We start from the raw sequence: 23922 nt of genomic DNA, 5'->3' as shown, positions 1-23922 counted from the left end.
GTGGCAAAACACAAGAACTATGAAATTTTAAATCTCATAGGCTATGCTTTGGCAAAATTTGATAATGACTTTATTAAAGAATTTGGCTTTTCTACTAAAAACGCTTTTTTTGAATATTGCGTCCAAATTGGCCTAGCTGACACGACTGGCGTTATCAAAAATCGCATGGATTTATTTGATTATTTTTTTCCTAACAAACGCAAAGGTTGGTGGCAAAAAGGCGATGCCTATATCCATAGAAAATTATGGATTGATAGTTTGTTTAAAGATGAAGACGCTAAAGGTTTTAGCCATATTGTGAAATTGTTTTTGCAAGAACAATACGGAATCAAAGATTTAGGCATTACCCCTAACGCTTACCTTAAAACCCGCTATAAAAGCATGCAAGAAACGGGTTTAGAAGCCGAATTGTATTTTTTAAACCACTATAAAAATATAGAAGTGTTTTCTTGTGGGAGTTTAAAAGACATGCGTCTTTTTGGCGATGGGTATGATTTCTATATTCAAACCAACAAGCAGGCGTTTTTAGTGGAAGTTAAGGGGATTAGAGAAAAGCAAGGGGCATTGAGATTGACCCAAAAAGAATACGAACAAGCACAAACTTATAGCCATGATTATGTGCTTGTGGTGGTATTGAATTTAAGTGAAAAACCCCATCTTTTATCCATTGCTAACCCCTTAAAGCATTTAGAATTTAAGGCATGCGAGAGGAAGCAAAAAAGCATTTTAGAATACCATTTAATAGGGCAAATAAAATAACTTTGAATTTTACAGGGGGCTATAGGAGTGGGGTTCAAATTGATAGGAATGCTCTTAAACGCATTTACAAATACACCAAAAAAGATTGCGATTTGATTTTAGGGATAGACACTCGCACGAGCGAATGCTATATTATCCCTATTGAAGACATACAAGAATGGGGCAACACAAAGAGCTTGTCGCAACTCCAACACTATAAAGAGAATTGGCAGATTTTGATTGACTTGGCGTTGGAGTAAAAATATAAAATCACATCCATGAGCAAGAAAATTGATAATAAAAAAGCTTGATTTTAACGGGGCGATAAAAACATTAAGGGAATTAGAGACCAAGCCGACACTCTTTAACCATTACAGAAACGGCTATAGCGTCTCAAACCTTAATGAGATTAGATCTTATCACAAACGAGCTTAAAACACAAGAACCATAACAAGAAAAATGGGGGCGTTTGCTTACAGAATACCACAAAAAAGAGCGTTTTAAACAACAAACGAAATAATAAATAATTAAAATTGAATTATTGTTGAATAGTTAGCAACTATAAAGAGAAGCTTGCGTTACCGTCTACTTTGCAAGCGATTACAAAAGAAAAGGCATTTAATTCTTTAAACTCTTTTAAAACTAATGCTATACAAAAAAGATTAATAAGGCTTTTAAAAAAGCGTTATTAGGGAGTTAAGGTATCGTAAAAACTCTCCTATGGATTTTAAAATCGCCAAAAGTTTAAGCTTTTGTGGCGAGTTTGTTGATCGCTTCAGCGTTCATGTCATCTTGATGGGTTTTTAGCACTTTAGAATACATGTCTAAAAAGCGGTTGATTTCAATCAAAGCGCTCATCTCACGCACCGCATTGACATTGCTTTTTTCTAGCATGTATTGCCTTAACGCGCCAGAGTCAGAGACTTGATGGACGCCTTCGCCTTGATAGGTATAAAGGTTTTGCCCTATTTTTTTAAGGTTTTTTGGTTCGCTAAAACTCACTAAAGCCAACGCGCCCGCTTGAATCTGGGCTTCATTATCCCTAAAAGTGATTCCGCCATTTTGATCCACTTCAATTTCAGCGTCAGGCATGAGCATGATCCCTCCTTTTTCGTTCAATCCAGAGCGTGAAAGCACCTTAAAGCCATTAAGGGTTACCAAAAAGCCGTCTTTATCCACGCTGAAATGCCCGTCTCTGGTATAAACGACGCCCTCATTAGTTTGTATCGCAAAATAGAGGTTAGGGCTTGTTAGGGCAAAATCTAGGGGGTTATTCGTCCCTTCAAACGCACCAAGACTCCTATCGGTATAGATTTCTGATAGGATAGGCACACGATTGAGATTGCGGTTTAAATACTTCGCGCTCGCTTTAGTTTGATCTTCTAAGGGCAGTTGCTCTCGGTATTGTTGGTAAAGCCTTAAAAAATCGCCTGTAACCGCATCGTCTCTTTTAAAGCCATTGGTGTTTAAATTAGCCAAATTATTAGAGGTTAAATCCAAGCGGTTAAATTGTGTCGCCATAGCTCCTGTGGCTGCATAATACCCATTCTGCATACAAGAATCCTTTTAAAAGGAAAAATTATAGCAAAAATTAAATAAAAACCAGGATTTATTCCAAATAGGTTTTTTTAGGGAATAGGATAACCATAACCATAAAGATAACAATACTAAACATGACATAGCCCACAAACCCCCATTCAAAACCATGTTGTTTGAATTGCAACGCTGCATAACTCGCGCTCCCTCCAAAAAGCGCATTTGCAATTGCATAGGCTAAACCCACGCCAAGCGCTCGCACATGTTCAGGGAATAATTCCGCTTTAACGACCCCAGCAATGCAAGTGTAAAAACTCATCGCGCTCAATGCAAGCATTTCATAAAATAGGGCTTCATACACGCCACTAGCATGCTTGATGCCATAAAAGACAACGGGCGTTACAATAAGCCCTGCGATAGCAAAAACCATCAGCATTTGGGTGCGCTTGATTTTATCAGCCAGCATCCCGCATAAGGGTTGTAAGAAGATAAAATAAGAGAGCGCTAAAAGCATGATAAAACTGCTTTCTTTAGAGCTGAATGATGAGCTGTTGGTTAAAAAGATTTTTAAATACACCGTAAAAGTATAAAAACACAAACTCCCTCCCATAGTTAGCCCAAAGACTATTATTAAGGCTTTTTTATGGTGGAGCAATTCCTTTAAACTGCCTCTTTCTTCTTTAATAATGGTTTTGGAAGTTGTTTTGCTATCCATGGTTTCTTCCATGATATTTCTTAAAAAGAGCGAGAGCAAGGCTAATATACCCCCTAAAGCGAACAAATAACGCCAAGCGAACGCGCTGATTTGCTCATGCGTGTAAATGTTTTCAACGATAAAGAGCGAAAAAATAGCTAAGAGTTGCCCTCCCACTAAAGTTACATATTGAAAAGAGCCATAAAAACCTTTTTTACCATTCTTGCCTAATTCAGAGAGGTAAGTAGCGACCACGCCGTATTCTCCTCCAACGCTAAAGCCTTGTAAAAGCCTAGCTAATAATAAAAACAAGAACGCCCATTCCCCTACGATTTCTTTAGTGGGGAGCAATGCGAGCAAAAAAGAGCCTAGCACCATAAGGATAATGGAATACACCATAGAAGTTTTACGCCCCTTTTTATCCCCCAATTTACCAAAAAACAAACTCCCCAAAGGGCGCATGAAAAACCCTAGCATGAAAACCAAAAAAGCTGAGATTAGTGCTAAAGTGGGGTCGTTCGTGTGGGTAAATTCCTTAGCGAAATAAGGCGCTAAGAACGCATAAGCGTAAAAGTCATACCATTCCACTAAATTACCGGAACTAGCGGCTAAAAGGGATTTTAAGGGTTTTTTGGTGGCGGGTTGAATCTGGGGACTCATGGCTATCCTTGAATATGAAATTTTTAGGTAATTTTACTAGGAGTTAGGGAAACCACAGATAATATTTGATTAATAGATGGAAGGTTGGTATCGTTTGTATCATTGAGAAAAGTTTTTTAAAAATTAAAAATAATGTTTTTATTGCCAACATTCAATGAAAACAAAGCCTAAAAGTTTTGCAAAATCTCTCTGTTGCCTTTGGCGTTTCTTGGGGATAAAAAGCCTTGAGCTTCTAATTCGTCAGTAATGGTAGCGGCTTGGTTGTAGCCGATTTTTAATTGGCGTTGTAAAAAACTCGTAGAAGTGATCTTTTTTTCTAAAATCACCGCTTTAGCCCTTTCTAGAATGTCATCGCCTTGATAGTTAGGGGTGTCTAAAGGCATGCGCGATTCTTCTAGCAAGAAATCTTTATCGTATTGCACTTCTTTTTGGGCTTTAATAAAATCCACGATTTTTTTGATTTCATCTTCAGTGGCAAAGGGGGCATGTAAGCGCACTAACCCGTTTGTTCCTGGGGGGGTAAAGAGCATATCGCCCCTTCCTAACAAGCTTTGCGCCCCATCGGTGTCTAAAATCACTTTAGAATCAATCTTAGTACCTACCCTAAAACTCACCCTTGAAGGCAAGTTGGTTTTAATCAAGCCGGTTACGACATCCACGCTTGGGCGTTGGGTCGCTACAATGAGGTGCAAGCCGCTCGCGCGCCCCATTTGAGCGATCCTAGCGATAGGAAACTCCGCTTCCTTGCCCCCTGTCATCATGAGATCCGCTAATTCATCAATCACCACAATCAAATAGGGGAACGCTTCAACGCCGTTACTTGGGGCTTGTTCATTATAAGAATCAATGGTTTTAACCTTGTATTCGCTCATTAAAGAATACCGGCGTTCCATTTCTTTAGCCACGCTTTGCAAAGCCCCGATAGCTTTTTTAGGGTCGGTGATAATGGGCGTGAGCAAATGAGGAATGTCCGCATAAATGCTAAATTCTACCATTTTGGGATCGATCATCACTAATTTGAGTTGATCGGGGGGGTTTTTATAAAGTAAGGATAAGATCATCGCATTCACGCCCACGCTCTTACCGCTTCCTGTTGTGCCAGCGATGAGCAAGTGGGGGAGCTTTTTTAAATCCGTGATGAAAGGGTTACCCACAATGTCTTTGCCTAAAGCTAGGGTTAAGGGCGAGCTGGATTTTTGAAACAATTCGCTCTCTAAAATTTCTCTTAAATAAATAATTTGGCTTTGGCTGTTAGGGATTTCAATGCCAACGACATCTTTACCCTTAATGGGGGCTTGAATGCGGATGGATTCAGCGCATAAAGTCATCGCTAAATCATCGCTCAAGCCTAAAATGCGACTCACCTTAACATTAGGGGCTGGGCGGAATTCAAAAGTGGTTACAATAGGGCCTGAATAAGTGCGGATAATATCGCCATCAATTTTAAAGGTGCGCAGCTTGCTCAATAGATCCTGGATTTTTTGGTCAATCTCGTTTTCGTCTAAAGAAGTGTCCTTCAAACAAACCGCATTCAATAATTGCGTTGTGGGAAGCTCATAATCTTTGGGTTTTTGCACTTCGCCATAATCCAACCCGTCTAATATCTCTTTATTTTCGCTCAATTCTTTAACCATAACGGATTTTTTAGCGCTGGTGGGGGTTAGTGGGCTAAAGTTTGGAGCGTTTTGCGTTTCTTTTTCTTCTTCTTTGAGATTTTCTTGTATCGTTTCTTCTATCATTTCTTCTTGCACGTTTTCTTGTGGGCTTTCTTCTTTTTTAGGGTGGTTGGGGGTTTTTTGGTTTTCTGTTTTGTTGTCATTTTCTGTGTTGGGTGCAGGTGCGGGCATGATAGGTTTGGGCGTGGCGGGCGTAAGAGTTTCTTGTTTAGGCATGGGTTCTCTTTCTTTGGTTTCTTGTTGGGTTTTTTTTAAAGTGGGGTTAGTCAAATCATCAAATCGGTTTTTTTTAGGGTAAATGGTGTAATGAGTGGGGGGGTTTGGGGAAATTTGGACTAAGCCTTCTTGCGGCTCTAGATCGTTTAAAGTCGTGTTATAGGGGGTAGGGATCGCTAGAAACGATTCTTCGTTAGGGGTTTTGTGGTTTTCATCAATAAGGTTTTCTTTAAGGTTTTCTTTTTCGTTTTTGGTTTCTTTTTTTTGAGAATCTGATGGGGTGTTTTCAAAACCCTCTTTTTTTGGGCTAAAATTAGGGCTAAAAGCCTGTAAGCATTGTTTGTAAATCTCTTTTAAAAGGCTTTGTGTCTTGTTTATATAAGGGTAAAAAACGCTTTTAGGGGGCAATTTGAATAAAATCAAATAAGAAATAACTACCATAAGCATTATCAGTGCATAAAGCCCAAAGTCCCCTATAAAAGGGTGTAAAAACAAACGCGCGCTGTTGCCGATTTCCCCTTGATTCAACAGGCTAGATTGTAAAAAGAGCAAAGATAAAATGCCTAATAGATGCCCTAAAGTTTTTTCTAAAACGATTTCTGTAAAAGGGTTTTTAGTCTTGTATAAAAGGAATAAAACCCACGCTAAATAGGGTAAATTAATGAATGAAAGATACCCAAAATATTTTTTATTGAGTGCGGCAAACCATACCCCAAAACGCCCCACTAAACCGCTATTACCCAGCCATGAAGATAGGGTTAAAAACGCTAATAAAACCCCTATGATTAAAGCCAAATAAAGTTTTTTAGATTTCATCGGTTGCACATGTCTTTAAAAGAGCAATACTCACAATCTTTAACTTCTAAAGTTTTTTCAAAATCAATTTCTTGTTTGAGCTTGGGGATAAGAGAAAATTCCAAATGATCCATTTTAGCCTGTAAAATAAGCTCGTCTTCTTCTAGCAACTCGCCCTTTCTTAAGTCATAAAAAAAGGCTTTTATAGGCTCTTTATAACCCAGATTTTTAAGGGCAAACGCGTAGATGGCCATTTGATAATCGGTGCTGATTTGAGCGATTTCTATGGGGCTTAAGCCTCTTCTTTGTGTTTTACTCATGTTGTCTAATTTCAAATCGCTTTTGAATTTGTAATCCAATAAAATAATCTCATTGTCAGCCGTTTTGTCAATCCTGTCTATGCGACCTTTAAACGCAACGCCTTGAATGGTTGTTTCAAAGCTTTTTTCAAGATCAAGGATTTTGATTTTTGCCTTAAAGCGTTCTTTTTCTTTAAGATAAAAAGCTTGGATTTTTTTGAGCGCTACAAGAGTGTCTAAACGCTCTTTAGGGGTAATGTTTTCTCTTGTTTCTAAGAGCCAAATAAGCCTCTCTTCTAATGCATAGGGGTTTTTGTCTTTTTCATAAGATTCTTTTAAAAGTTCATGGAGCAAACTGCCCACAGCACTATTATTTTCATCTTTAGGGCTTTCTTTGAAGCGTTTAATGTAATGGTAATAAAAACGGCGCTTGCAAGTTAAAAAAGCGTTCAATGAGCTAGCGCTAAAGCTAAAATCTTTAGGGATAGCGGCTTTGATTTCTTCTTCTTGGTAGTCTTTTAAAGGACTTGGTGCAAAAAGTGTGTAAGCGTCTTTGATAGGCTCTATATGCAAATTTAATTCCAAAAGCATATTAGAGACTTTTGAAGTTTCGCTCTCTATATAAGAAAGCGTTATTTCTTTAGAGTTTTTAAAGAGCTGGTAGTAATAGTGTTTTTGCAAATTTTTCTTATCCAATAAAGTGGGGAGGTTGAGCGATTTCCTTAAAGCAGAGTTCAAAAACAAATCGCAATCTTTAAGGCTTGGCACGCAAGTTTCATTGAAATCTACAATAACGATTTTATCAAATTGCATGCCCCTTGTCTCTAAAGTGTCCATGACTCGTATTTTGCCTCCACTAGAATCGTCTAAGCGGAAGTTGGCTTCAAATTCTTGCAAATACAAATGCAATAAATCTTTAAGGCTGTAGTTTTGAAGCGTGTCTTTTAGAAGATGATACTGGTGCATGATTTGAGAATGCGCTTCTTTCAAGGGCACTTTTTCTTTAGAGCTTTGTTGTTCTAAAAGCGCAAGGGTAATATTTTCTAAATCTAATAGAGCAGATCCGCTTAAATTAAAATCGCTTGTTTGTAAATCTTCTAAGATTTTTACAAGCTCTGTATAATAAGGGCTGTTTTTAGCCCCTAAGCCCATAGCGAAATTCAAATTGTTGTTTTTGTCTAAGAGTTTTAAAAAAGGTAAAAAATCCGCATTAGGCGTGATGATCGCCATTTTATTAGGGTCGTTATCTTTTTGCAAATACTCTTCTATGGTTTGTAAAACTAAAGCACCTTGTTTTAAATAACTGGAGTTAGCATAAAGCTTTGGCTCTATTTTTTGATCATTAAAAGTTTGAGAAAGGATCTTTTGGGTTTTAAAATCAATGGAATAATCGCAATCTGTCTCTAATTTGAGATTGAGAAATTCCAAGAATTTTTGATTGTATTTATCGCATGACAGGTGTAAAGTGATAGGCACTAATTCGGCCACTTCTAATAGGCATTGCCTTTCAAAAACGCTCATAAAGCCATCTAAATGCCATTCAATGGAGGAAAAATGCTCAAAAAATTCTTTTAAAATGGCGGGCTTTTCTTGCATGATTTTGTCGTAAAAGCCTAATTCTTCTAGTTTTTTAATGTAGCGGTCATAAATCATTTCTAAGACTTCTAAATGCTTTTCATAATCCAAGTAAATGTCTTTAGAAGAAAGCTCATTGAGTTTGATATAAGCAGAACTTAACTCATCAAACAAATCAAACAAAAAAGAAGTGCTTTCCAAATACCCTAAAAAGCTGTTTTCAAAAAGCAAAAGCCCTTCAAGAATGGATTTTTTTTCTTTAGCGATGGCTTTAATGGTGTCTATCATTAAGATTTGGCGCGCGTTTTTAGGGATTTTCTTTTTATTAGGGATGTAAAAAGCCTGTTCAAAAAAACTCCCCATGCTCATTGCGCTAGGCAAAAACCCTTCGCCTTGCTCTAAATAGAAATGTTTTAAACGCCTAGTGGAGCTAAAAACAAACAAGGGGGTTTTTTCTAAAAAAAGTTTTTCTAAGTTCATGCGTTGAGTAATCTTTTCGCTTGAGCGGTAATGTTTTCAACGCTAAAGCCAAATTTTTCAAAGAGTTTATCGCCCTTTGCTGAGCTCCCAAAAGAATCCATGCCAATGATTTTATCCGCAAAACGATACCACTCTATCGCACGGCTCGCTTCAACCACTAAAACCTTACCCTTAAAGAGTTCTTTAAGATAGCTTTCATCTTGCTCTATCAATAAATCAAAGCAAGGCGCGCTCACCACTTGAGTGGGGATGTTTTCTCGCTCTAAAATTTTAGCGCTCTCTAAAGCCAAAGACACCTCGCTCCCGCTCGCAACGAGCGTGATAATGGGATCTTTAGAATGGTGTTTAACATACGCCCCTTTTAAAACCTGCTCTTTAGAAACCTCATCAAGCACGGGTAAATTCTGTCGTGATAAAATAAGCCCACTAGGAGCGTTCAAATTTAACGCTATTTGCATGCAAGCGGTATTTTCAAAAGCATCGCTAGGCCTGAAAGCATAGAAGTTGGGCAAAGCGCGCAAATGGCTCAATTGCTCTATGGGTTGGTGCGTGGCTCCGTCTTCGCCCACACCAATGCTGTCATGCGTGAAGATAAAAAGGGCTTTCAGTTTCATTAAAGCGCTCAAACGAATGCTGGGCATCAAGTAATCGCTAAACACAAAAAAGGTCGCGCAAAAAGGCACAAACAAGCCATACGCCGCTAAAGCGTTAGTGATAGCCCCCATGGCATGCTCTCTGATCCCAAAATGCAAGTTTTGCCCTAAAGGGAAATCGCCAGAGTGTTTTAATTGCGTGTTGTTAGAGGGGGCTAAATCCGCGCTCCCCCCTAAAAAGCCCTCGCATTCTTTAGCGATAGCGTTTAAAATCATGCCGTTACTCACTCTCGTGGCTAAAGATTCGCCTTTTTTAAAGGTGGGGTAATGGATGGCGCTAAAATCAAAATCCTTTAACGCATGGATTTTTTCTTTTGTTTTAGGGCTTAAGGATTTTTCCCATAAGGCTTCTAAACTAACGCCCCTAACTTTCACTTCTTCAAAATGCATTTTGTTTTTTGGGCTAATGATAAAGCTTTCACTAGGATTGATTTGAGCGTTTTCTTTGGATTGTTTTAACACTTCTTTATTTAAAGGCGAGCCATGCGTTTTTTCACTCCCCTCTAAGCCAACAGCCCCCTTACCAATAATCGTATGAGCGATTAAAAGCGTGGGTTTATGGGATTTTTTGGCTTCTTCTAAAGCATCATAAATCGCTTGATAGTCATGCCCATCGCATTCTAGAACTTCCCAATTTTGCGCTAAAAAGCGTGTTTTAACCTGTTCGCTAAAACTAATATTAATAGCACCTTCAATGCTTATCTGATTACTATCATAAATCACGATGAGGTTATCAAGGCGAAGGTGCCCAGCTAAAGAAGCGCTCTCATAACTAATGCCTTCTTGCAAATCCCCATCCCCACACAAGCAATAGACTTTATGAGAAATCGCTTCTTTATCTAAAAGGGTTTGAGCGTATTGGCTCGCCATGCTAAAACCCACAGCGTTAGCAAAACCTTGCCCCAAAGGGCCTGTCGTGATTTCAATGCCTTCGGTGTGGTGTAATTCGGGGTGTCCTGGGGTTTTAGAGTGTAATTGCCTGAAACGCTTTAAATCTTCTAGGCTCAAATCAAAGCCCCACAAATGCAACAAACTATACGCTAACGCGCTCGCATGCCCTCCGCTAAAAACCAACCTGTCCCTATTGAGCCATTTAGGGTTAGTGGGGTTAGTGTTGAGATGCAAACTTAAAACCACCATCACATCAGCTAGCCCCAAGCACACGCCCGGATGCCCGCTATTAGCCTTATCTATCATGTCCGCGCACAAAAAGCGAAGCGTGTTCGCCATGCTTTTTAATCGTTCTAAGTCAGCGTTACTCAATCGCATCAAATTTTTCCATTTTTAAGGTTTTTAAGAGCCATTTTAACACAAATTATCTCAAAATCTCTTTGGCCATTAAGATGTCTTGTTGGATCTGATTTTTAAGCTCTTTTAAAGAATTAAAACGCTTGTTGTCTCGTATTTTTTGAACCCAACGCAAAGCGATTTCTTTAGGCGGGTTTTCTATGATAGTGTCAATTGCATGGCATTCTATGGCGAAATGTTGATCCGTGCTTAAGCGATCGCCTATAAAACTCACGCTTTTTTGATAAATTTGATCTTTTATTCTCACTAAACTCGCATACACCCCAAAGCTAGGGAGGATAAAATCTTTGGTTTTGATATTTAAAGTAGGCGCTAATTCTTTATGCCCTAAACCTTGATCGCTAATGACTTCCCCACACACTTCATAATATCGGCCTAAGAGCTTGTTAGCTAAAAGTAAGTCGCCATGACTTAGAGCTAGTTTGATCATCTTAGAATGCACGCTAATGTTTTGGACTTTCACTTCAGGCACAATAATGGTTTTTTCAAAACGCTCTTTTAAAAATAAAGCGTCATTTTGTCTCCCATGCCCAAACCTGAAATCATAACCCACGACCAGGCGTTCTAAGTTGGGGAATTTCTTTTTTAAAAGTTCTAAAAAATCTAGGGCGTTTAATTGTGAAATCTCTTCTAAATACACAAAAAATAAAGGCATGCCCACGAGTTTAGTGCGGTATTTTAGGGGGGTTAAATAGCCTTTAGTGTAATGTTTTTTTTCTATGATTAAAAGGGCTTTGGGATCTTTTAATTCCTTAAAAAGGGCTTGATGCCCTAAATGCAAGCCATCAAATTTACCGATAGCTAGGCTTTTAATCTCAGGTTCGCTTGAAATGGATAAAAAATTCAACATTCCCGTTTTTCCCTTTCACTAAGCTTTCTTGGATCGTTAAAATTTGAAAATCCTTTGTTTTTAAATGGTTTTTAAAGTTTTCTAAAGCGTTCAAAATGGCTTCTTTATCCATCACTACCCCCTTTTTATTGCGTTTTACTGCTTTGCCCACTTCAAATTGCGGTTTGAAAAGCGCTAAAAATTCACCGCTTAAAGGCAAAATCGCTTCTAAAATACAATATAAAGAAATAAAGCTCACATCACAAAGCGCTAAATCAATTGTTTCTGGCGTTTTAAACCCTCTAATATCGCATTCTTCATAACATTCTATGCGTTGGTCGTTTTTCAAACTTTCATCTAATTGCATTTTCCCCACATCCACGCAAAGCACCTTTTTAGCCCCTTTTAAAAGAGCCACTTGACTAAAGCCCCCCTTACTCGCTCCCACGTCTAAAACAACCTTTTCTTTAAAATCTATAAAATGATCTTCTAAAAAAGCCCCTAATTTTTCCCCAGCCCTGCTAACGAATAGATTGGGAGCGATGAGTTCAATTTGATCACCCTCTTTAACGATAAAAGAGGGTTTAGAAACCACCATTTTATTGACTAAAACCTGATTTTTTAAAACCAACGCTTTAGCTTTTTCTCTGCTATTTGCTAAATGCTGGTTGAATAGGGCGTAATCTAGGCGCATTAAAATTGAGGTAAGGGGACTTGGTAAGCGAAATTAAAAACAATTTTGCCTAAACTATAGGCATCAAGCTCTAGTTTGGCTTCTTGCACCGCTAAATAATCCAATTTGTCAAAAGCGAGCAAAAAGGCTCGACTCCACCTGTTCGTGGTTTCTAAAATGCCATCAAATTCATCTCTTGTGATTTCTCGCACCCATAAAGGCTCTGAGCCTGTAGGTTTTGTGCCAAAAAGTTCATAAGAAATATAGCCATCATCTATCCAGTCGTTATTTTGCGTGAAAATCTCCACTAAAAAATACTCATGATCGTAGTAAGTGCCGCTATCCACATCGTTTAAATGCGTAGCGATAGCCGTGATAATAGGCACATTATCTTGGGTGATTTCGCCTTTCCTGCTGGCTTGGATCTTTTTTTCTAAAACTAAGTCTAGCGTGTAAGTGTCTTCATTAAAATTGCTCACACACCCCAAACAAAAGAATAAAAACACCAGAAGTATTGAGAGATTTTTCAAGCCCATTCCTTGCTAAAACCCATGCCATTTTTAGCTAAAATAAAATCTATATTATAACTAAAAGGGGGTTTTATGCCAAAAAAATGCCGACACTTGCTCCAAACCAGCGATTTAAGCTTGGATGAAATCAAGCTTTTATTGAACAAAGCGAGCGTTTATGCGAACGATTTTAACGCCGTATCTTTAGAAACGAAAGAAAAAATGCACAATAAAATCATCGTGGCTTTATTTTTTGAAAATTCCACCAGAACGGTGTCTAGTTTTGAAATCGCAAGCTTGAGGTTAGGGGCAAAAATAGTGAAATTAAACATGCAAACGAGCTCCACTTCAAAGGGTGAAACTCTGATAGACACTTTTAAAAATATCCATGCCATGCAGCCTGACGCTATCATCACACGGCATGCTTTTTCAAGCACGCCTTTTAAATTGGCTGAATTTTCACAATGCCCCTTGATTAACGCAGGAAGCGGCACAAGCGCTCACCCTACCCAAGCCTTATTAGACTTGCTCACCCTTTATCGGCATTTTGGCAGTTTGGAAAATCTAAAAGGGAAGAAAATCGCTTTCATAGGCGATGTGAAAAATTCAAGAGTGGCTAATAGTAACATTAAATTGCTCCAAAGACTAGGGCTTGAGATCATGCTGTGCGCTCCAAGCTCCATGCTCCCTAGCGTTTCTTTAAAAACGACGCATAACGTTGAAGAAGCGATAGGATTTGCTGACATTTTAATGAGTTTGAGGACCCAAACCGAACGGCACAACGCGCCCATTTTTGCGAGCTTGAAAGATTACGGCAACGCTTATTGCATCACCCAAAAACGCCTAGATGATCACGCTAAAAATAAAGAGGTCATTATTTTACACCCAGGCCCGGTGCATAGGGATATTGATATAGAAAGCGCGGTGTTAGAAGACAAGCGATCTAAAGTTTTAGAGCAAGTCAAAAATGGCGTGGCGATGCGCATGGCGGTGTTGGAGTTTTTATTAATAAATTAAGTTTTAAAAACTTAAAAAAGGCTTTTAGCATTGTTTAAAATCAATATAAGAGTTTCACAAGAGTTTTTGTATGAAGAAAATGAGTTTGGTTGTAAAATAGTGCAAAAATCCCACTTTGATTAAATTTTGATTTACTCTATCTCATTTTATGATGAAACTAAAAAAATTTCGTTATAATCTAAAATAGTTGAGTTAATTAAAGTAAATAAATAACTTGATTACGCTTCTTTGTTTTTAGATCAATTGTATAGTCTTTAAGTCATAATCTTTAAGATGTATTGGCTATTAAAAGGGAAAAAATGAAAAATAGCACGCTTTTAAAGAATAAAGTTTTTTGTGGGTTATACGTTTTGAGTTTGAACGCTTCTTTGCAAGCGTTTGATTATAAAATTGAAGTTTTGGCGGAGTCCTTTTCTAAAGTTGGCTTTAATAAAAAAAAGATTGATATTTCTAGGGGGATTTATCCTACAGAGACTTTTGTAACCGCTGTAGGGCAGGGCAATATCTATGCGGATTTTTTATCCAAAGGCCTTAAAGATCAAGGGCATGTTTTAGAGGGAAAAGTCGGTGGCACAATCGGTGGGATTGCTTATGACAGCACGAAATTCAATCAAGGCGGATCGGTTATTTATAATTACATCGGTTATTGGGATGGCTATTTAGGGGGTAAAAGGGCCTTGCTGGATGGCACAAGTATCCATGAGTGCGCGCTTGGATCTGATGGCAAGGTGATTGATTCTATAGCGTGCGGGAACGCTAGAGCCAATAAGATCCGCCGTAATTACTTGATGAATAACGCTTTTTTAGAATACCGCTATAAGGATATTTTTTTAGCTAAAGGGGGGCGTTACCAATCTAGCGCTCCTTACATGAGCGCTTACACGCAAGGTTTTGAAATCAGCGCTAAAGTCAAGGATAAAAATGAAGGAAGCCACAAATTATGGTGGTTTAGCTCATGGGGTAGGGCGTTCGCTTATGGGGAGTGGATTTATGATTTTTACTCTCCAAGAACCGTGATTAAAAACGGGCGCACTTTAAATTATGGTATCCATTTAGTGGATTACACTTACGAAAGGAAAGGAGTTAGCGTCAGCCCTTTTTTCCAATTTTCGCCCGGGACTTATTATAGCCCTGGGGTGGTTGTAGGCTATGATAGTAACCCTAATTTTGATGGCGTGGGCTTTAGATCAGAAACAAAAGCTTACATTTTGCTCCCTGTCCATGCCCCCCTTAAAAGGGATACTTATCGTTACGCTGTGAAAGCGGGTACTGCCGGGCAAAGCCTGCTCATTAGGCAACGATTTGATTACAATGAATTTAATTTTGGGGGAGCGTTTTATAAAGTGTGGAAAAACGCAAACGCTTACATAGGCACGACAGGAAACCCTCTAGGCATTGATTTTTGGACCAATAGCGTTTATGATATAGGGCAAGCCTTAAGCCATGTGGTAACCGCTGATGCCGTCTCTGGCTGGGTTTTTGGTGGGGGCGTGCATAAAAAATGGCTGTGGGGGACTTTGTGGCGTTGGACTAGCGGCGCTTTAGCCAATGAAGCGAGCGCGGCTGTTAATGTGGGCTATAAGATCAGTAAGAGTTTGACAGCGAGCGTGAAATTAGAATATTTGGGCGTGATGACGCATTCAGGCTTTACGGTGGGGAGTTACAGGCCCACGCCCAGCTCTAAAGCGCTTTATTCAGACAGGAGCCATTTGATGACAACCATTAGCGCTAAATTCTAATCAATCGCTTTAAGCTGTTTATTAAAGCGTTAAAAATCCCCTAATAAAAACACTATAATAAGAGTTCAATCAAATCCAAAGGTTAAGCATTTGAAACTCTTTTTCAAGCGTTATTCTAAATATCTTAAAGAGCATTATAAAAGTTTTATAGTGGTTTTATTTTCTTCTTTAGTGGTGGCTTTAAGCACGGCTTGGGGGACTTATTTGGTCAAGCCCACTTTAGATGAAATTTTTATCAATAAAGACACTCACATGCTCAAAATCCTACCTTTTTTAGTGATTTTGGCGTATTTGGGTAAGAGTGGGGGCATCTATGTTGGCACTTATTTCACTAACTTTATTGGGCTTGATATTGTCAAAAAAATACGCAACGCCATGTTAGAAAGCCTTCTCAAAATGGAAATGGATTTTTTTAACAAGACTAAAAAGGGCGAATTGATCGCAAGGATCACCAATGATATAGGTTTGATCAGAGCGAGTTTGTCCAATTACCTTTCAGAGAGCCTAAGAGAAGGGCTAACGATTATTGGATTAGTGGGGGTGGTGATCTATCAAAGCCCTAAATTAGCGCTAGTGGGGCTAGTGATCATGCCACTAGCGGCCGTTCCTATCAGTAAAATCATTCGTAAGGTTAAAAAACTCGCTAAAGCCCACCAAGAGAGCAACGCCAAAATCACCGCTCGTTTGAGCGAAGTCTTTAACAATGTGGAAGCGATTAAAATCTCTAATGGCGAAAAATTAGAGCATAAGGCTTTTGTGAAAGAAAATGAAGCGTTTTTTAAAATCGGTATCAAAAACATCGCCGTGGCTGAAATTTCTTCGCCTTTAATGGAATTTTTAGGCTCTATTGCGATAGCGTTAGTGATCTATTTAGGGGGGAATGAAGTCATTAAGGGTCATATTAGCGTGGGGGCGTTTTTTTCTTTCATCACGGCCCTTTTTATGCTTTATACGCCGATCAAACGCCTAACTAGGATTGTTTCTAATTTTCAAGAAGCCTTAGTCGCTAGCGATAGGATCCATGAGATTTTAGAAAGAGAGCCGGTCATTATTGATGGGGAATTGACGCTGGATGACGCCATACACACCATAGAATTTAAAGAGGTATGGCTGGCTTATGCGCTAGAAGATCAAGAGCGTTATGTTTTAAGCGATATTAGTTTGAAATTCCAGCAAAATGAAATCATCGCTTTAAAAGGCGAAAGCGGGAGCGGTAAAAGCTCGTTAGTGAATTTAATCTTGCGCCTTTATGAGCCAAGCAAGGGCGAAATTTTCATCAATGATCAAAAAATAGAGAGCATCACTCAAAAATCCTTGAGGGAAAAGATTAGCGTTGTCACTCAAAGGGTGTTTATCTTTAACGGGAGCGTGGCTGAAAATGTGGCGTATGGCTTAGAAATTGATGAAATAAAGATCAAAGAATGCCTAAAAAAAGCCCAAGCCTTAGATTTTGTGGAAAAAATGCCTCATGGGATAGAAAGCGTTTTAGATGAATTTGGCACTAACCTTAGCGGCGGGCAACGCCAAAGGATCGCCATTGCAAGAGCTTTGTATAAAGACGCTCAAGTTTTAATCTTTGATGAAGCCACTTCCGCTTTGGACAACAACACAGAAGAGAGCGTTAAACAAAGCATTTTAGAATTGAAACAAAACCGCTTGATTATTCTCATCTCGCACAACCCAAGCACGCTAAAATTAGCCACTAAGCATGTGAAATTAGAGCATGGGCGTTTGACAGAATGCTAAGGGTTTTAAGCGTTGGTGTTGTTTTTATTTTACTAGGGTGTCAGTTTTTCAACAAAACGACTCTGCATTTAAAATATAAAAATTACCCCAAAAATAGTGCTTTAAAAACCGCTTCCACTTTAACCCTCCCTAAAATCTTTTTTAACGCCCATTTTGTGCCGCCCTTTTACCAAAAAGAATTTAAAAAAGCACTCGCCCAGCAAATCGCTTATTTTTTAAAAGATAAAAGCGCTTTCACTTTCAATGTTTCAGGCAATGTTTTTTTTTCTTTTGAAGAGAGTCCTAAAGATTTAAAAGCCATTAAAGAAAGGCTTAAAAAGACGATTGAGCCTAACGCTGACCCAAAATCCGTCATGCGTTTTTTAAACCTTCAAGCGAGCTTGATTTTAGAATGCGTCCCGCAAACCGCTTGCCCGTTTGACACCCTTTTGATCCCCACCGTTTTCAGCGTGCCTGTTTATTACGCCAATCGTTTGGGCGATAACCCCTCTCTTTTTCCCCAAGAAGACAAATCCTATCATAACGCTTTAATCAAAGCCCTTAATAAGGCTTACTATTCTCTTATGGAGGGTTTAGAAAAGCGTTTGAACGCTATAGAAAATGCAGAGTGGCTTTAAGGCATGAAAAAGATTTTATTCTTTATTTTTGTCATTTTGTTTTCAGTAGGGATTTATTTAATTTGGCATGTTTTATTGGAAAAAGCCTTAGAATTGAAATTAGCTACTTCAGCTAATGACTTGCTTTTAAAATTGTTGTCAATTCTTGGCGTTTTTTCAATATTAGTGCTTTTTCAAGGCGTTATCTCTTCGTATAAGAAGCGCCAACTCAAACGCATTTTGCAAAAAATAGACGCCATGAACGGCTTTGAATTTGAAGAATATTCCAAAATCTTTTTCACTTCAAAGGGTTTTGAAGTTACAATCACTCAAAAAAGCGGCGATTATGGAGCGGATTTGATTGTAGAAAAAGATGGCGTCAAATGGGCGGTTCAAGCTAAACGCTACTCGCATAAAGTTTCGCCCAAAGCCATTCAAGAGGTGGTCTCTTCTAAAGCTTACTACGCTTGCGAAAAAGCTTGCGTGATCACCAACAGCTACTTCACGCAGGCCGCTCAAAAACTGGCTCAAGCTAACGGAGTGCTTTTGATTGATAGAGACGAATGGGTCAAATTTTTGGGTGGGAAAAACTAATCCAAATAGGATAATTTATATAATGTTTTTATTTTTATGATTTCTTATTTATTTCCTATTAAATTTTTTCGTAATCGCATGCGTTATAATATGAAAATTTAGCATCAATTTTTGTTTGGATAAAGGGGTTCGATGATTCAATCTGTTCGCATTAAAAATTTTAAGACTTTTAAGGACACTCAAATTGATGGTTTTACCAAACTTAATATTATCACCGGCCAAAACAATGCGGGCAAATCCAATTTGTTAGAAGCGTTGTATTATTTGGTAGGTAAATCCATGCACCCATGCACTAATGTATTAGAAATTTATGACAATATACGCAAAGAGCCTTTAACATCAGAATCAAAAAGCTTAATGTTTTATGGTTTAGACACTAAGGAAGAAATACAAATTGTTACAACTTTAGACAACAATCAGACCTTGGACTTGCAAATAAAATTCATAGCCAGTGAAAACCAAAAGGTAATAGAGTCGCAAATAATACCTACAGCAGAACAAACTCAAATGCCCTCTCAGCTTAATTTCACTCTTAAAAAAAATAATGAAGAAATCTATAACGATCATTTAAATATTGCTAAAGTTCCTAATTTCCCACCAATTCCTAATCAGTCAGGCTACAACAGGCAATTTAAGAATTTTGATCCTAATCAATTGCAAAAACTTTTACCCTTTGAAAGCGCTACCATAATACCTAGCGATGTTGTTTACAGGCAAGCTCATATGATTCAAGCGGTGAGTAAAATTTGCAGTAACAACCAATTAGAAGAAGAATTAAATAAACATCTTAATCAATTTGATAACAATATCCAATCTATTAGCTTTAACACCAACAACCAACTCAAATTAAAAGTGAAAAATATCAAAGAAAAAGTCCCACTATCTGTATTTGGCGATGGTTTGAAGAAATATTTGTATATTGTAAGTGTTTTTATGGTTGATAACGCAAAAACGATTTATATTGATGAAGTAGAGAATGGCTTACACTTTTCTCGCATGAAATTATTATTAAGGTGTGTTATTGATTTTATCAACGACAACAAAGATGGTAATTTGCAAGTGTTTATGACTACCCACAACCAAGAATTTATAGAAATTTTAAATCAAGTTATCAAAGAAAAGGATTTTGCACATCAAACTAAGTTGTTTTGCTTAGAACAATACGATGATTTAATCGTTGCAGAGCCTTATTATGGAGAAAATTTATCTCTTTATTTCAAGAATGGTGCCAATCTTTTTGGAGGTAAAGAAAGGTTTAAGGAAAATAATTATGAGTAAAAAGACACTCATTTATACAGAAGGAGAAAGTGATAAAAAATTTCTAAGTTGGTGTCTTGATGTTTGGAAAAATGAAGATCATTTTGATCAAGCTCATTTTGATATAATCCATGTAGAAGGTAAAGATAAATTATTCTCAGATGAATTTTGTAAAAGAATCGAGAATATTTTAAAGAATAAAAACCAAGAATATAGACAAGTGTGCATTATTTTTGATGCAGACATAAAAAAAGAGAACCAAGAAAGAGATGCAGGTTTTGATAACAAGCTTAAGCATATTCGTAAAGAATTCAAAGAAAAAGGGATTGATTTTCCAAAAGAACAAATCTTTTTATTCCCTAACAATCAAGATGATGGCGATTTAGAAACCCTATTATTAGAAATTGCTAAACACGATGAATTTCTTAAATGCTTTGAAGGATACTTAGAATGCATTAAAAGTAAAGAATATTATAAACCGATTAAGAACATAAGAAAAAGTAAGTGGCATGCCTATTTAGAAGCACTTGGATTAGAGAATTTAGATATTTTTGATAGTAAAGGTAAAATAAAGGAAAAATACAAAGAAGAATATGAAAAACTAAAAGAAGCGATTGATTTTAACTCAAAATCTCTCATTCCCCTTAAAAATTTTTTAGGGCAATTTGCAGAAAATAAACAAAAAACAAATCTTTTCTAATTTAACAAAATATATTACAATCATTCAAAAAATATTATTTTTACAAAAAGGCGCGTTATGAAATTGTGGTTTCCCTATTTTTTGGCGATTGTGTTCTTGCATGCATTGGGTTTAGCGTTACTTTTTATGGCTAATAACGCTTCGTTTTATGCGGCGGCGTCTATGGCTTACATGCTAGGGGCAAAACATGCGTTTGATGCGGATCACATCGCTTGCATAGACAACACCATTAGAAAGCTCACCCAACAAGGCAAAAACGCCTATGGTGTGGGGTTTTACTTTTCTATGGGGCATTCAAGCGTGGTGATTTTAATGACCATCATCAGCGCGTTTGCGATCGCTTGGGCTAAAGAGCACACGCCGATGCTAGAAGAAATAGGGGGGGTAGTGGGGACTTTAGTTTCTGGGCTTTTTTTGCTCATTATAGGGCTATTGAATGCGATTATTTTAATAGATCTATTAAAAATCTTCAAAAAATCGCATTCTAATGAAAGCTTGAGCCGGCAACAAAACGAAGAGATTGAACGGCTTTTAACGAGTAGGGGCTTACTCAACCGCTTTTTTAAGCCCTTGTTTAATTTCGTTTCCAAGTCGTGGCACATTTATCCTGTGGGTTTTCTTTTTGGGCTAGGCTTTGATACCGCTAGTGAAATCGCGCTTTTGGCTCTCTCTAGCAGCGCGATTAAAGTGAGTGTGGTGGGCATGCTCTCTTTACCCATTCTTTTTGCCGCTGGCATGAGTTTGTTTGACACTTTAGATGGGGCGTTCATGCTCAAGGCGTATGATTGGGCGTTCAAAACCCCTTTAAGGAAAATCTACTATAACATCTCCATCACCGCCTTAAGCGTATTTATCGCGCTTTTTATTGGGTTGATTGAGCTTTTTCAAGTTGTTAGCGAGAAACTCCATTTAAAATTTGAAAACCGCCTTTTAAGCGCCCTACAAGGCTTGGAATTTACAGACTTGGGCTATTACTTGGTGGGCTTATTTGTGATAGCGTTTTTAGGCTCATTCTTCTTATGGAAAATCAAATTTTCTAAATTAGAAGGCTAGATTTTAAGCCCTCAAGTTATCGCTCAACAAATCTTTAAGGCTTTTATTTGAAAAACTTGGCGTAAAGGCTTTAGGGTTTGAAAGGCTTTCGCTCAAATAACCTAATAATTCCTTAATTTCGTTTAATTTTTCTTCCAAATAAGCTTGAAAACCGCCCACATTTTCCAATAAATCCAAAGGATTATCCACAATCATGGAAAAAACTTCATCGTTAATGGCAATGTTGAGCTGAGTGTCAAACAAAGGGGAGGCTAAAAACTGGCAATTTTTTACAATTTCTTGCAATTCTTGTTTGATGATAGAAGCTTGCAAAGCGTCTTTATCTTCTAAACCCATGCTCTTATTGAAAAGCTTTTTGCAAGCGATTTGCAAGACTTGTAACGCCCCAACGCTCTCGTTTATATTTTTCATGTCTCTACTGAATTTAGCGATTTGTTGGGATTTTTCTATCGCATTGGTTTTGAAATCGCTTGTTTCAACATCGCCCAAATGCTTTTGAAGAGTTTTTAAAATATCCATAAAAAACCTTTTAAATAGAATTGATCATTCACAAGCATTTTTCGTTCCTTTTTCATAGAAACTTTAAAAAACACCCTTAAAAAGGTTTTTAGGTATAATTAGCGATCTTTTAGTTTCAAAGAGTAGAGAGATTGGATGAAAAAAATATGGCTTTTGGTGTGGGGCTTGTATTCTTGGGTGTTTTTGCATGCGATAGAAACGATAGAAAAAGCCCCTACAAATGTAGAGGATAGAGACAAAGCCCCCCATTTGTTGCTTTTAGCAGGGATTCAAGGCGATGAGCCTGGAGGGTTTAATGCGACTAATTTGTTTTTAATGCACTATAGCGTTTTAAAAGGCTTGGTGGAAGTGGTTCCGGTATTGAATAAGCCTTCCATGTTAAGAAATCATAGGGGCTTGTATGGGGATATGAACCGCAAATTCGCCGCTTTAGACAAGAATGACCCTGAATACCCCACTATCCAAGAAATCAAATCCTTGATTGCAAAGCCTAGCGTGGATGCTGTCTTGCATTTGCATGATGGCGGTGGGTATTATCGCCCTGTTTATATTGATGCGATGCTCAATCCTAAGCGTTGGGGGAATTGCTTTATCATTGATCAAGATGAGGTTAAGGGGGCGAAATTCCCTAATTTGCTTGCCTTTGCTAACAATACGATTGAGAATATTAACGCCCATCTATTGCGCCCCATTGAAAAATACCATTTAAAAAACACGCACACTGCTCAAGGCGATACAGAAATGCAAAAAGCCCTAACTTTTTATGCGATCAACCAAAAAAAGAGCGCTTTTGCCAATGAAGCCAGCAAAGAACTCCCACTAGAATCAAGGGTGTTTTACCATTTGCAAGCCATTGAGGGCTTACTCAATCAGCTCAATATCCCTTTTAAGCGCGATTTTGAGCTTAACCCTAACAGCGTGCATGCCTTAATCAACGATAAAAGCTTATGGGCAAGAATCGGCTCTCTGCCTAAAATGCCCCTTTTTAACTTACGTCCTAAACTCAATCATTTCCCTTTACCTAGCAACACTAAAATCCCACAAATCCCCATAGAGAGCAACGCTTACATTGTAGGGCTAGTCAAAAACAAGCAAGAAGTGTTTTTAAAATACGGCAACAAGCTCATGACACGATTATCGCCCTTTTACATAGAGTTTGATCATTCTTTAGAAGAAGTGAAAATGCAAATTGACAATAAGGATCAAATGGTTAAGATAGGGAGCGTGATTGAAGTGAAAGAGAGTTTTTATATCCATGCTATGGACAATATCCGTGCGAATGTGATTGGTTTTAGCGTTTCTAATGAAAGTAAGCCTAATGAAACGGGCTATACGATTAAATTTAAAGATTTTCAAAAACGCTTTTCACTGGACAAGCAAGAAAGGATCTATCGCATAGAATTTTACAAAAACAACGCGTTTAGCGGGATGATCTTAGTGAAATTTGTGTAGGAATGGGTGAATCTTGCCAAAAGAGCTCATAGCGTTTTAAAGCAACGCCTGATAAAATATGATAGCCGCAAATAAAGGATAGTCATGCCAGACATTAGAAATCTTTATTTATCATTACCTGACTTAACAAAGAGGCTATGCAAAATAAGCAACAGACTTTACAAGCATGCGTTCATCTTGTTCTTTTTCAGCAAGGGAATATTGTGTTTTAGAAAGAATGCATGAGGTAATCCAAAAGGGCATGGATAGCTTAACACAGCGATTAGGCAATGACTTAAAAGACGAACACTCCCATATTCTTGTCCCTATTGAATACATACAAGGCTTATGCCTTATTGGCAACATGAAACCTGACGAGCTATGCATGTTGTTTGTTAAAATCTGTGAACTGATTCGTTCGCAATGCAGAAGCAATCTGTCTCGTAGCTCCCTTTCTTTTATTGGTGGTGTAATTAGCGGCTTGAACAAGCAGATTCGTTTGTATCAAAAATGGAAATGAGAAAAGGAAAATGCGATAATTTCTTTCCCTTATTGTTATGATAAATCATCATTGAAGGGCGTAAAAACACCCAAACAAAGTATTAAAAGACAACAACCCTTCTGAATGT

General features: G+C 37.9%; 21 protein-coding genes. 12 read left to right on the top strand and 9 right to left on the bottom strand.

The window, feature by feature from the left end; translation table 11 throughout:
• Together EXS92_RS00680 and EXS92_RS00675 are read left to right on the top strand one after the other, a co-directional pair.
• Positions 1-759: a protein NO VEIN domain-containing protein gene (locus EXS92_RS00680; RefSeq protein WP_079298377.1), complete on the top strand. Its 759-nt coding sequence runs from the start codon at positions 1-3 to the stop codon at positions 757-759.
• Positions 760-761: 2 nt separating this feature from the next.
• Positions 762-998 (top strand): hypothetical protein, encoded by a 237-nt coding sequence (locus tag EXS92_RS00675; protein WP_165515185.1) that lies wholly within the window; start codon positions 762-764, stop codon positions 996-998.
• 484 nt (positions 999-1482) lie between these two features.
• Here the strand turns inward: EXS92_RS00675 and EXS92_RS00670 are convergent, their stop codons facing one another.
• From EXS92_RS00670 to EXS92_RS00635, 8 genes are all read right to left on the bottom strand, one after another.
• Positions 1483-2292 (bottom strand): flagellar hook-basal body protein, encoded by an 810-nt coding sequence (locus EXS92_RS00670; protein ID WP_165515183.1) that lies wholly within the window; start codon positions 2290-2292, stop codon positions 1483-1485.
• Positions 2293-2347: 55 nt separating this feature from the next.
• Positions 2348-3628: an MFS transporter gene (locus EXS92_RS00665; RefSeq protein WP_165515180.1), complete on the bottom strand. Its 1281-nt coding sequence runs from the start codon at positions 3626-3628 to the stop codon at positions 2348-2350.
• Positions 3629-3795: 167 nt separating this feature from the next.
• Positions 3796-6336 (bottom strand): DNA translocase FtsK, encoded by a 2541-nt coding sequence (locus EXS92_RS00660; protein WP_165515178.1) that lies wholly within the window; start codon positions 6334-6336, stop codon positions 3796-3798.
• On the bottom strand, positions 6333-8669 hold the full coding sequence (addB, locus tag EXS92_RS00655; protein WP_165515175.1) for an ATP-dependent deoxyribonuclease AddB: 2337 nt from the start codon (positions 8667-8669) through the stop codon (positions 6333-6335). Before addB ends, EXS92_RS00660 begins: the two co-directional genes overlap by 4 nt.
• Positions 8666-10591 carry a transketolase gene (tkt, locus tag EXS92_RS00650; RefSeq protein WP_165515173.1) on the bottom strand — a complete coding sequence of 642 codons (1926 nt, stop codon included), beginning with the start codon at positions 10589-10591 and terminating at the stop codon, positions 8666-8668. The genes addB and tkt overlap by 4 nt, the downstream gene beginning before the upstream one ends.
• A 46-nt stretch (positions 10592-10637) precedes the next feature.
• Positions 10638-11480: a bifunctional riboflavin kinase/FAD synthetase gene (locus EXS92_RS00645; protein WP_207625100.1), complete on the bottom strand. Its 843-nt coding sequence runs from the start codon at positions 11478-11480 to the stop codon at positions 10638-10640.
• Entirely contained in the window at positions 11446-12153 is a 708-nt protein-coding gene (gene tlyA / locus EXS92_RS00640) for a 23S rRNA (cytidine-2'-O)-methyltransferase TlyA (RefSeq protein WP_165515171.1), read from the bottom strand. Before tlyA ends, EXS92_RS00645 begins: the two co-directional genes overlap by 35 nt.
• Complete coding sequence (locus EXS92_RS00635; protein WP_000523513.1) at positions 12153-12668, bottom strand: hypothetical protein; 516 nt, start codon at positions 12666-12668, stop codon at positions 12153-12155. Before EXS92_RS00635 ends, tlyA begins: the two co-directional genes overlap by 1 nt.
• A gap of 66 nt (positions 12669-12734) precedes the next feature.
• Between EXS92_RS00635 and pyrB the strand changes: the two genes are divergently transcribed.
• The 8 genes from pyrB (at position 12735) to EXS92_RS00595 (ending at position 21343) form a co-directional block, all read left to right on the top strand.
• A complete protein-coding gene (gene pyrB, locus EXS92_RS00630) occupies positions 12735-13658 on the top strand; it encodes an aspartate carbamoyltransferase (protein WP_165515169.1) in 924 nt (307 codons plus the stop codon).
• Positions 13659-13957: 299 nt separating this feature from the next.
• On the top strand, positions 13958-15397 hold the full coding sequence (gene hofB / locus EXS92_RS00625) for an outer membrane beta-barrel protein HofB (RefSeq protein WP_165515168.1): 1440 nt from the start codon (positions 13958-13960) through the stop codon (positions 15395-15397).
• Between the two features lie 90 nt (positions 15398-15487).
• Complete coding sequence (locus EXS92_RS00620) at positions 15488-17143, top strand: ABC transporter ATP-binding protein (protein ID WP_165515166.1); 1656 nt, start codon at positions 15488-15490, stop codon at positions 17141-17143.
• A complete protein-coding gene (locus EXS92_RS00615; protein WP_165515164.1) occupies positions 17137-17760 on the top strand; it encodes a neuraminyllactose-binding hemagglutinin family protein in 624 nt (207 codons plus the stop codon). The genes EXS92_RS00620 and EXS92_RS00615 overlap by 7 nt, the downstream gene beginning before the upstream one ends.
• 3 nt (positions 17761-17763) lie before the next feature.
• The gene (locus EXS92_RS00610) at positions 17764-18333 is read left to right on the top strand and encodes a restriction endonuclease (protein WP_165515162.1); all 570 of its coding nucleotides are present in this window, start codon (positions 17764-17766) and stop codon (positions 18331-18333) included.
• A gap of 132 nt (positions 18334-18465) precedes the next feature.
• Positions 18466-19611, top strand: coding sequence for an ATP/GTP phosphatase (locus EXS92_RS00605; protein ID WP_165515160.1), 1146 nt, complete (start codon positions 18466-18468; stop codon positions 19609-19611).
• Complete coding sequence (locus tag EXS92_RS00600; RefSeq protein ID WP_165515158.1) at positions 19604-20290, top strand: DUF3226 domain-containing protein; 687 nt, start codon at positions 19604-19606, stop codon at positions 20288-20290. The genes EXS92_RS00605 and EXS92_RS00600 overlap by 8 nt, the downstream gene beginning before the upstream one ends.
• A 57-nt stretch (positions 20291-20347) precedes the next feature.
• Positions 20348-21343, top strand: coding sequence for a HoxN/HupN/NixA family nickel/cobalt transporter (locus tag EXS92_RS00595; protein ID WP_165515155.1), 996 nt, complete (start codon positions 20348-20350; stop codon positions 21341-21343).
• A gap of 3 nt (positions 21344-21346) precedes the next feature.
• Here EXS92_RS00595 and EXS92_RS00590 read toward each other — a convergent pair whose 3' ends face one another.
• Positions 21347-21862, bottom strand: a complete 516-nt coding sequence (locus EXS92_RS00590; RefSeq protein ID WP_165515153.1) for a flagellar FLiS export co-chaperone — start codon at positions 21860-21862, stop codon at positions 21347-21349.
• Between the two features lie 135 nt (positions 21863-21997).
• Here EXS92_RS00590 and csd4 point away from each other — a divergent pair, with 135 nt between their 5' ends.
• Positions 21998-23314 carry a DL-carboxypeptidase Csd4 gene (csd4, locus tag EXS92_RS00585; protein ID WP_165515151.1) on the top strand — a complete coding sequence of 439 codons (1317 nt, stop codon included), beginning with the start codon at positions 21998-22000 and terminating at the stop codon, positions 23312-23314.
• Positions 23315-23531: 217 nt separating this feature from the next.
• A complete protein-coding gene (locus tag EXS92_RS00580) occupies positions 23532-23813 on the top strand; it encodes a hypothetical protein (RefSeq protein WP_000545241.1) in 282 nt (93 codons plus the stop codon).
• The last annotated feature ends 109 nt before the right edge of the window (positions 23814-23922 follow it).

This window comes from Helicobacter pylori, from assembly GCF_011175115.1.
GTDB lineage: Bacteria > Campylobacterota > Campylobacteria > Campylobacterales > Helicobacteraceae > Helicobacter > Helicobacter pylori_DF.
This window is presented reverse-complemented; position numbering and strand designations above follow the sequence as displayed.

Bases quoted from the DNA above. Each gene is read 5' to 3' on its own strand.
- tlyA (WP_165515171.1), bottom strand. From the start codon at position 12,153: ATGCGCCTAGATTACGCCCTATTCAACCAGCATTTAGCAAATAGCAGA.
- EXS92_RS00615 (WP_165515164.1), top strand. From the start codon at position 17,137: ATGCTAAGGGTTTTAAGCGTTGGTGTTGTTTTTATTTTACTAGGGTGT.
- EXS92_RS00665 (WP_165515180.1), bottom strand. From the start codon at position 3,628: ATGAGTCCCCAGATTCAACCCGCCACCAAAAAACCCTTAAAATCCCTT.
- EXS92_RS00670 (WP_165515183.1), bottom strand. From the start codon at position 2,292: ATGCAGAATGGGTATTATGCAGCCACAGGAGCTATGGCGACACAATTT.
- EXS92_RS00605 (WP_165515160.1), top strand. From the start codon at position 18,466: ATGATTCAATCTGTTCGCATTAAAAATTTTAAGACTTTTAAGGACACT.
- EXS92_RS00645 (WP_207625100.1), bottom strand. From the start codon at position 11,480: ATGTTGAATTTTTTATCCATTTCAAGCGAACCTGAGATTAAAAGCCTA.
- EXS92_RS00595 (WP_165515155.1), top strand. From the start codon at position 20,348: ATGAAATTGTGGTTTCCCTATTTTTTGGCGATTGTGTTCTTGCATGCA.
- csd4 (WP_165515151.1), top strand. From the start codon at position 21,998: ATGAAAAAAATATGGCTTTTGGTGTGGGGCTTGTATTCTTGGGTGTTT.
- EXS92_RS00635 (WP_000523513.1), bottom strand. From the start codon at position 12,668: ATGGGCTTGAAAAATCTCTCAATACTTCTGGTGTTTTTATTCTTTTGT.
- EXS92_RS00660 (WP_165515178.1), bottom strand. From the start codon at position 6,336: ATGAAATCTAAAAAACTTTATTTGGCTTTAATCATAGGGGTTTTATTA.
- addB (WP_165515175.1), bottom strand. From the start codon at position 8,669: ATGAACTTAGAAAAACTTTTTTTAGAAAAAACCCCCTTGTTTGTTTTT.
- EXS92_RS00580 (WP_000545241.1), top strand. From the start codon at position 23,532: ATGCATGAGGTAATCCAAAAGGGCATGGATAGCTTAACACAGCGATTA.
- hofB (WP_165515168.1), top strand. From the start codon at position 13,958: ATGAAAAATAGCACGCTTTTAAAGAATAAAGTTTTTTGTGGGTTATAC.
- EXS92_RS00610 (WP_165515162.1), top strand. From the start codon at position 17,764: ATGAAAAAGATTTTATTCTTTATTTTTGTCATTTTGTTTTCAGTAGGG.
- EXS92_RS00590 (WP_165515153.1), bottom strand. From the start codon at position 21,862: ATGGATATTTTAAAAACTCTTCAAAAGCATTTGGGCGATGTTGAAACA.
- EXS92_RS00600 (WP_165515158.1), top strand. From the start codon at position 19,604: ATGAGTAAAAAGACACTCATTTATACAGAAGGAGAAAGTGATAAAAAA.
- pyrB (WP_165515169.1), top strand. From the start codon at position 12,735: ATGCCAAAAAAATGCCGACACTTGCTCCAAACCAGCGATTTAAGCTTG.
- tkt (WP_165515173.1), bottom strand. From the start codon at position 10,591: ATGCGATTGAGTAACGCTGACTTAGAACGATTAAAAAGCATGGCGAAC.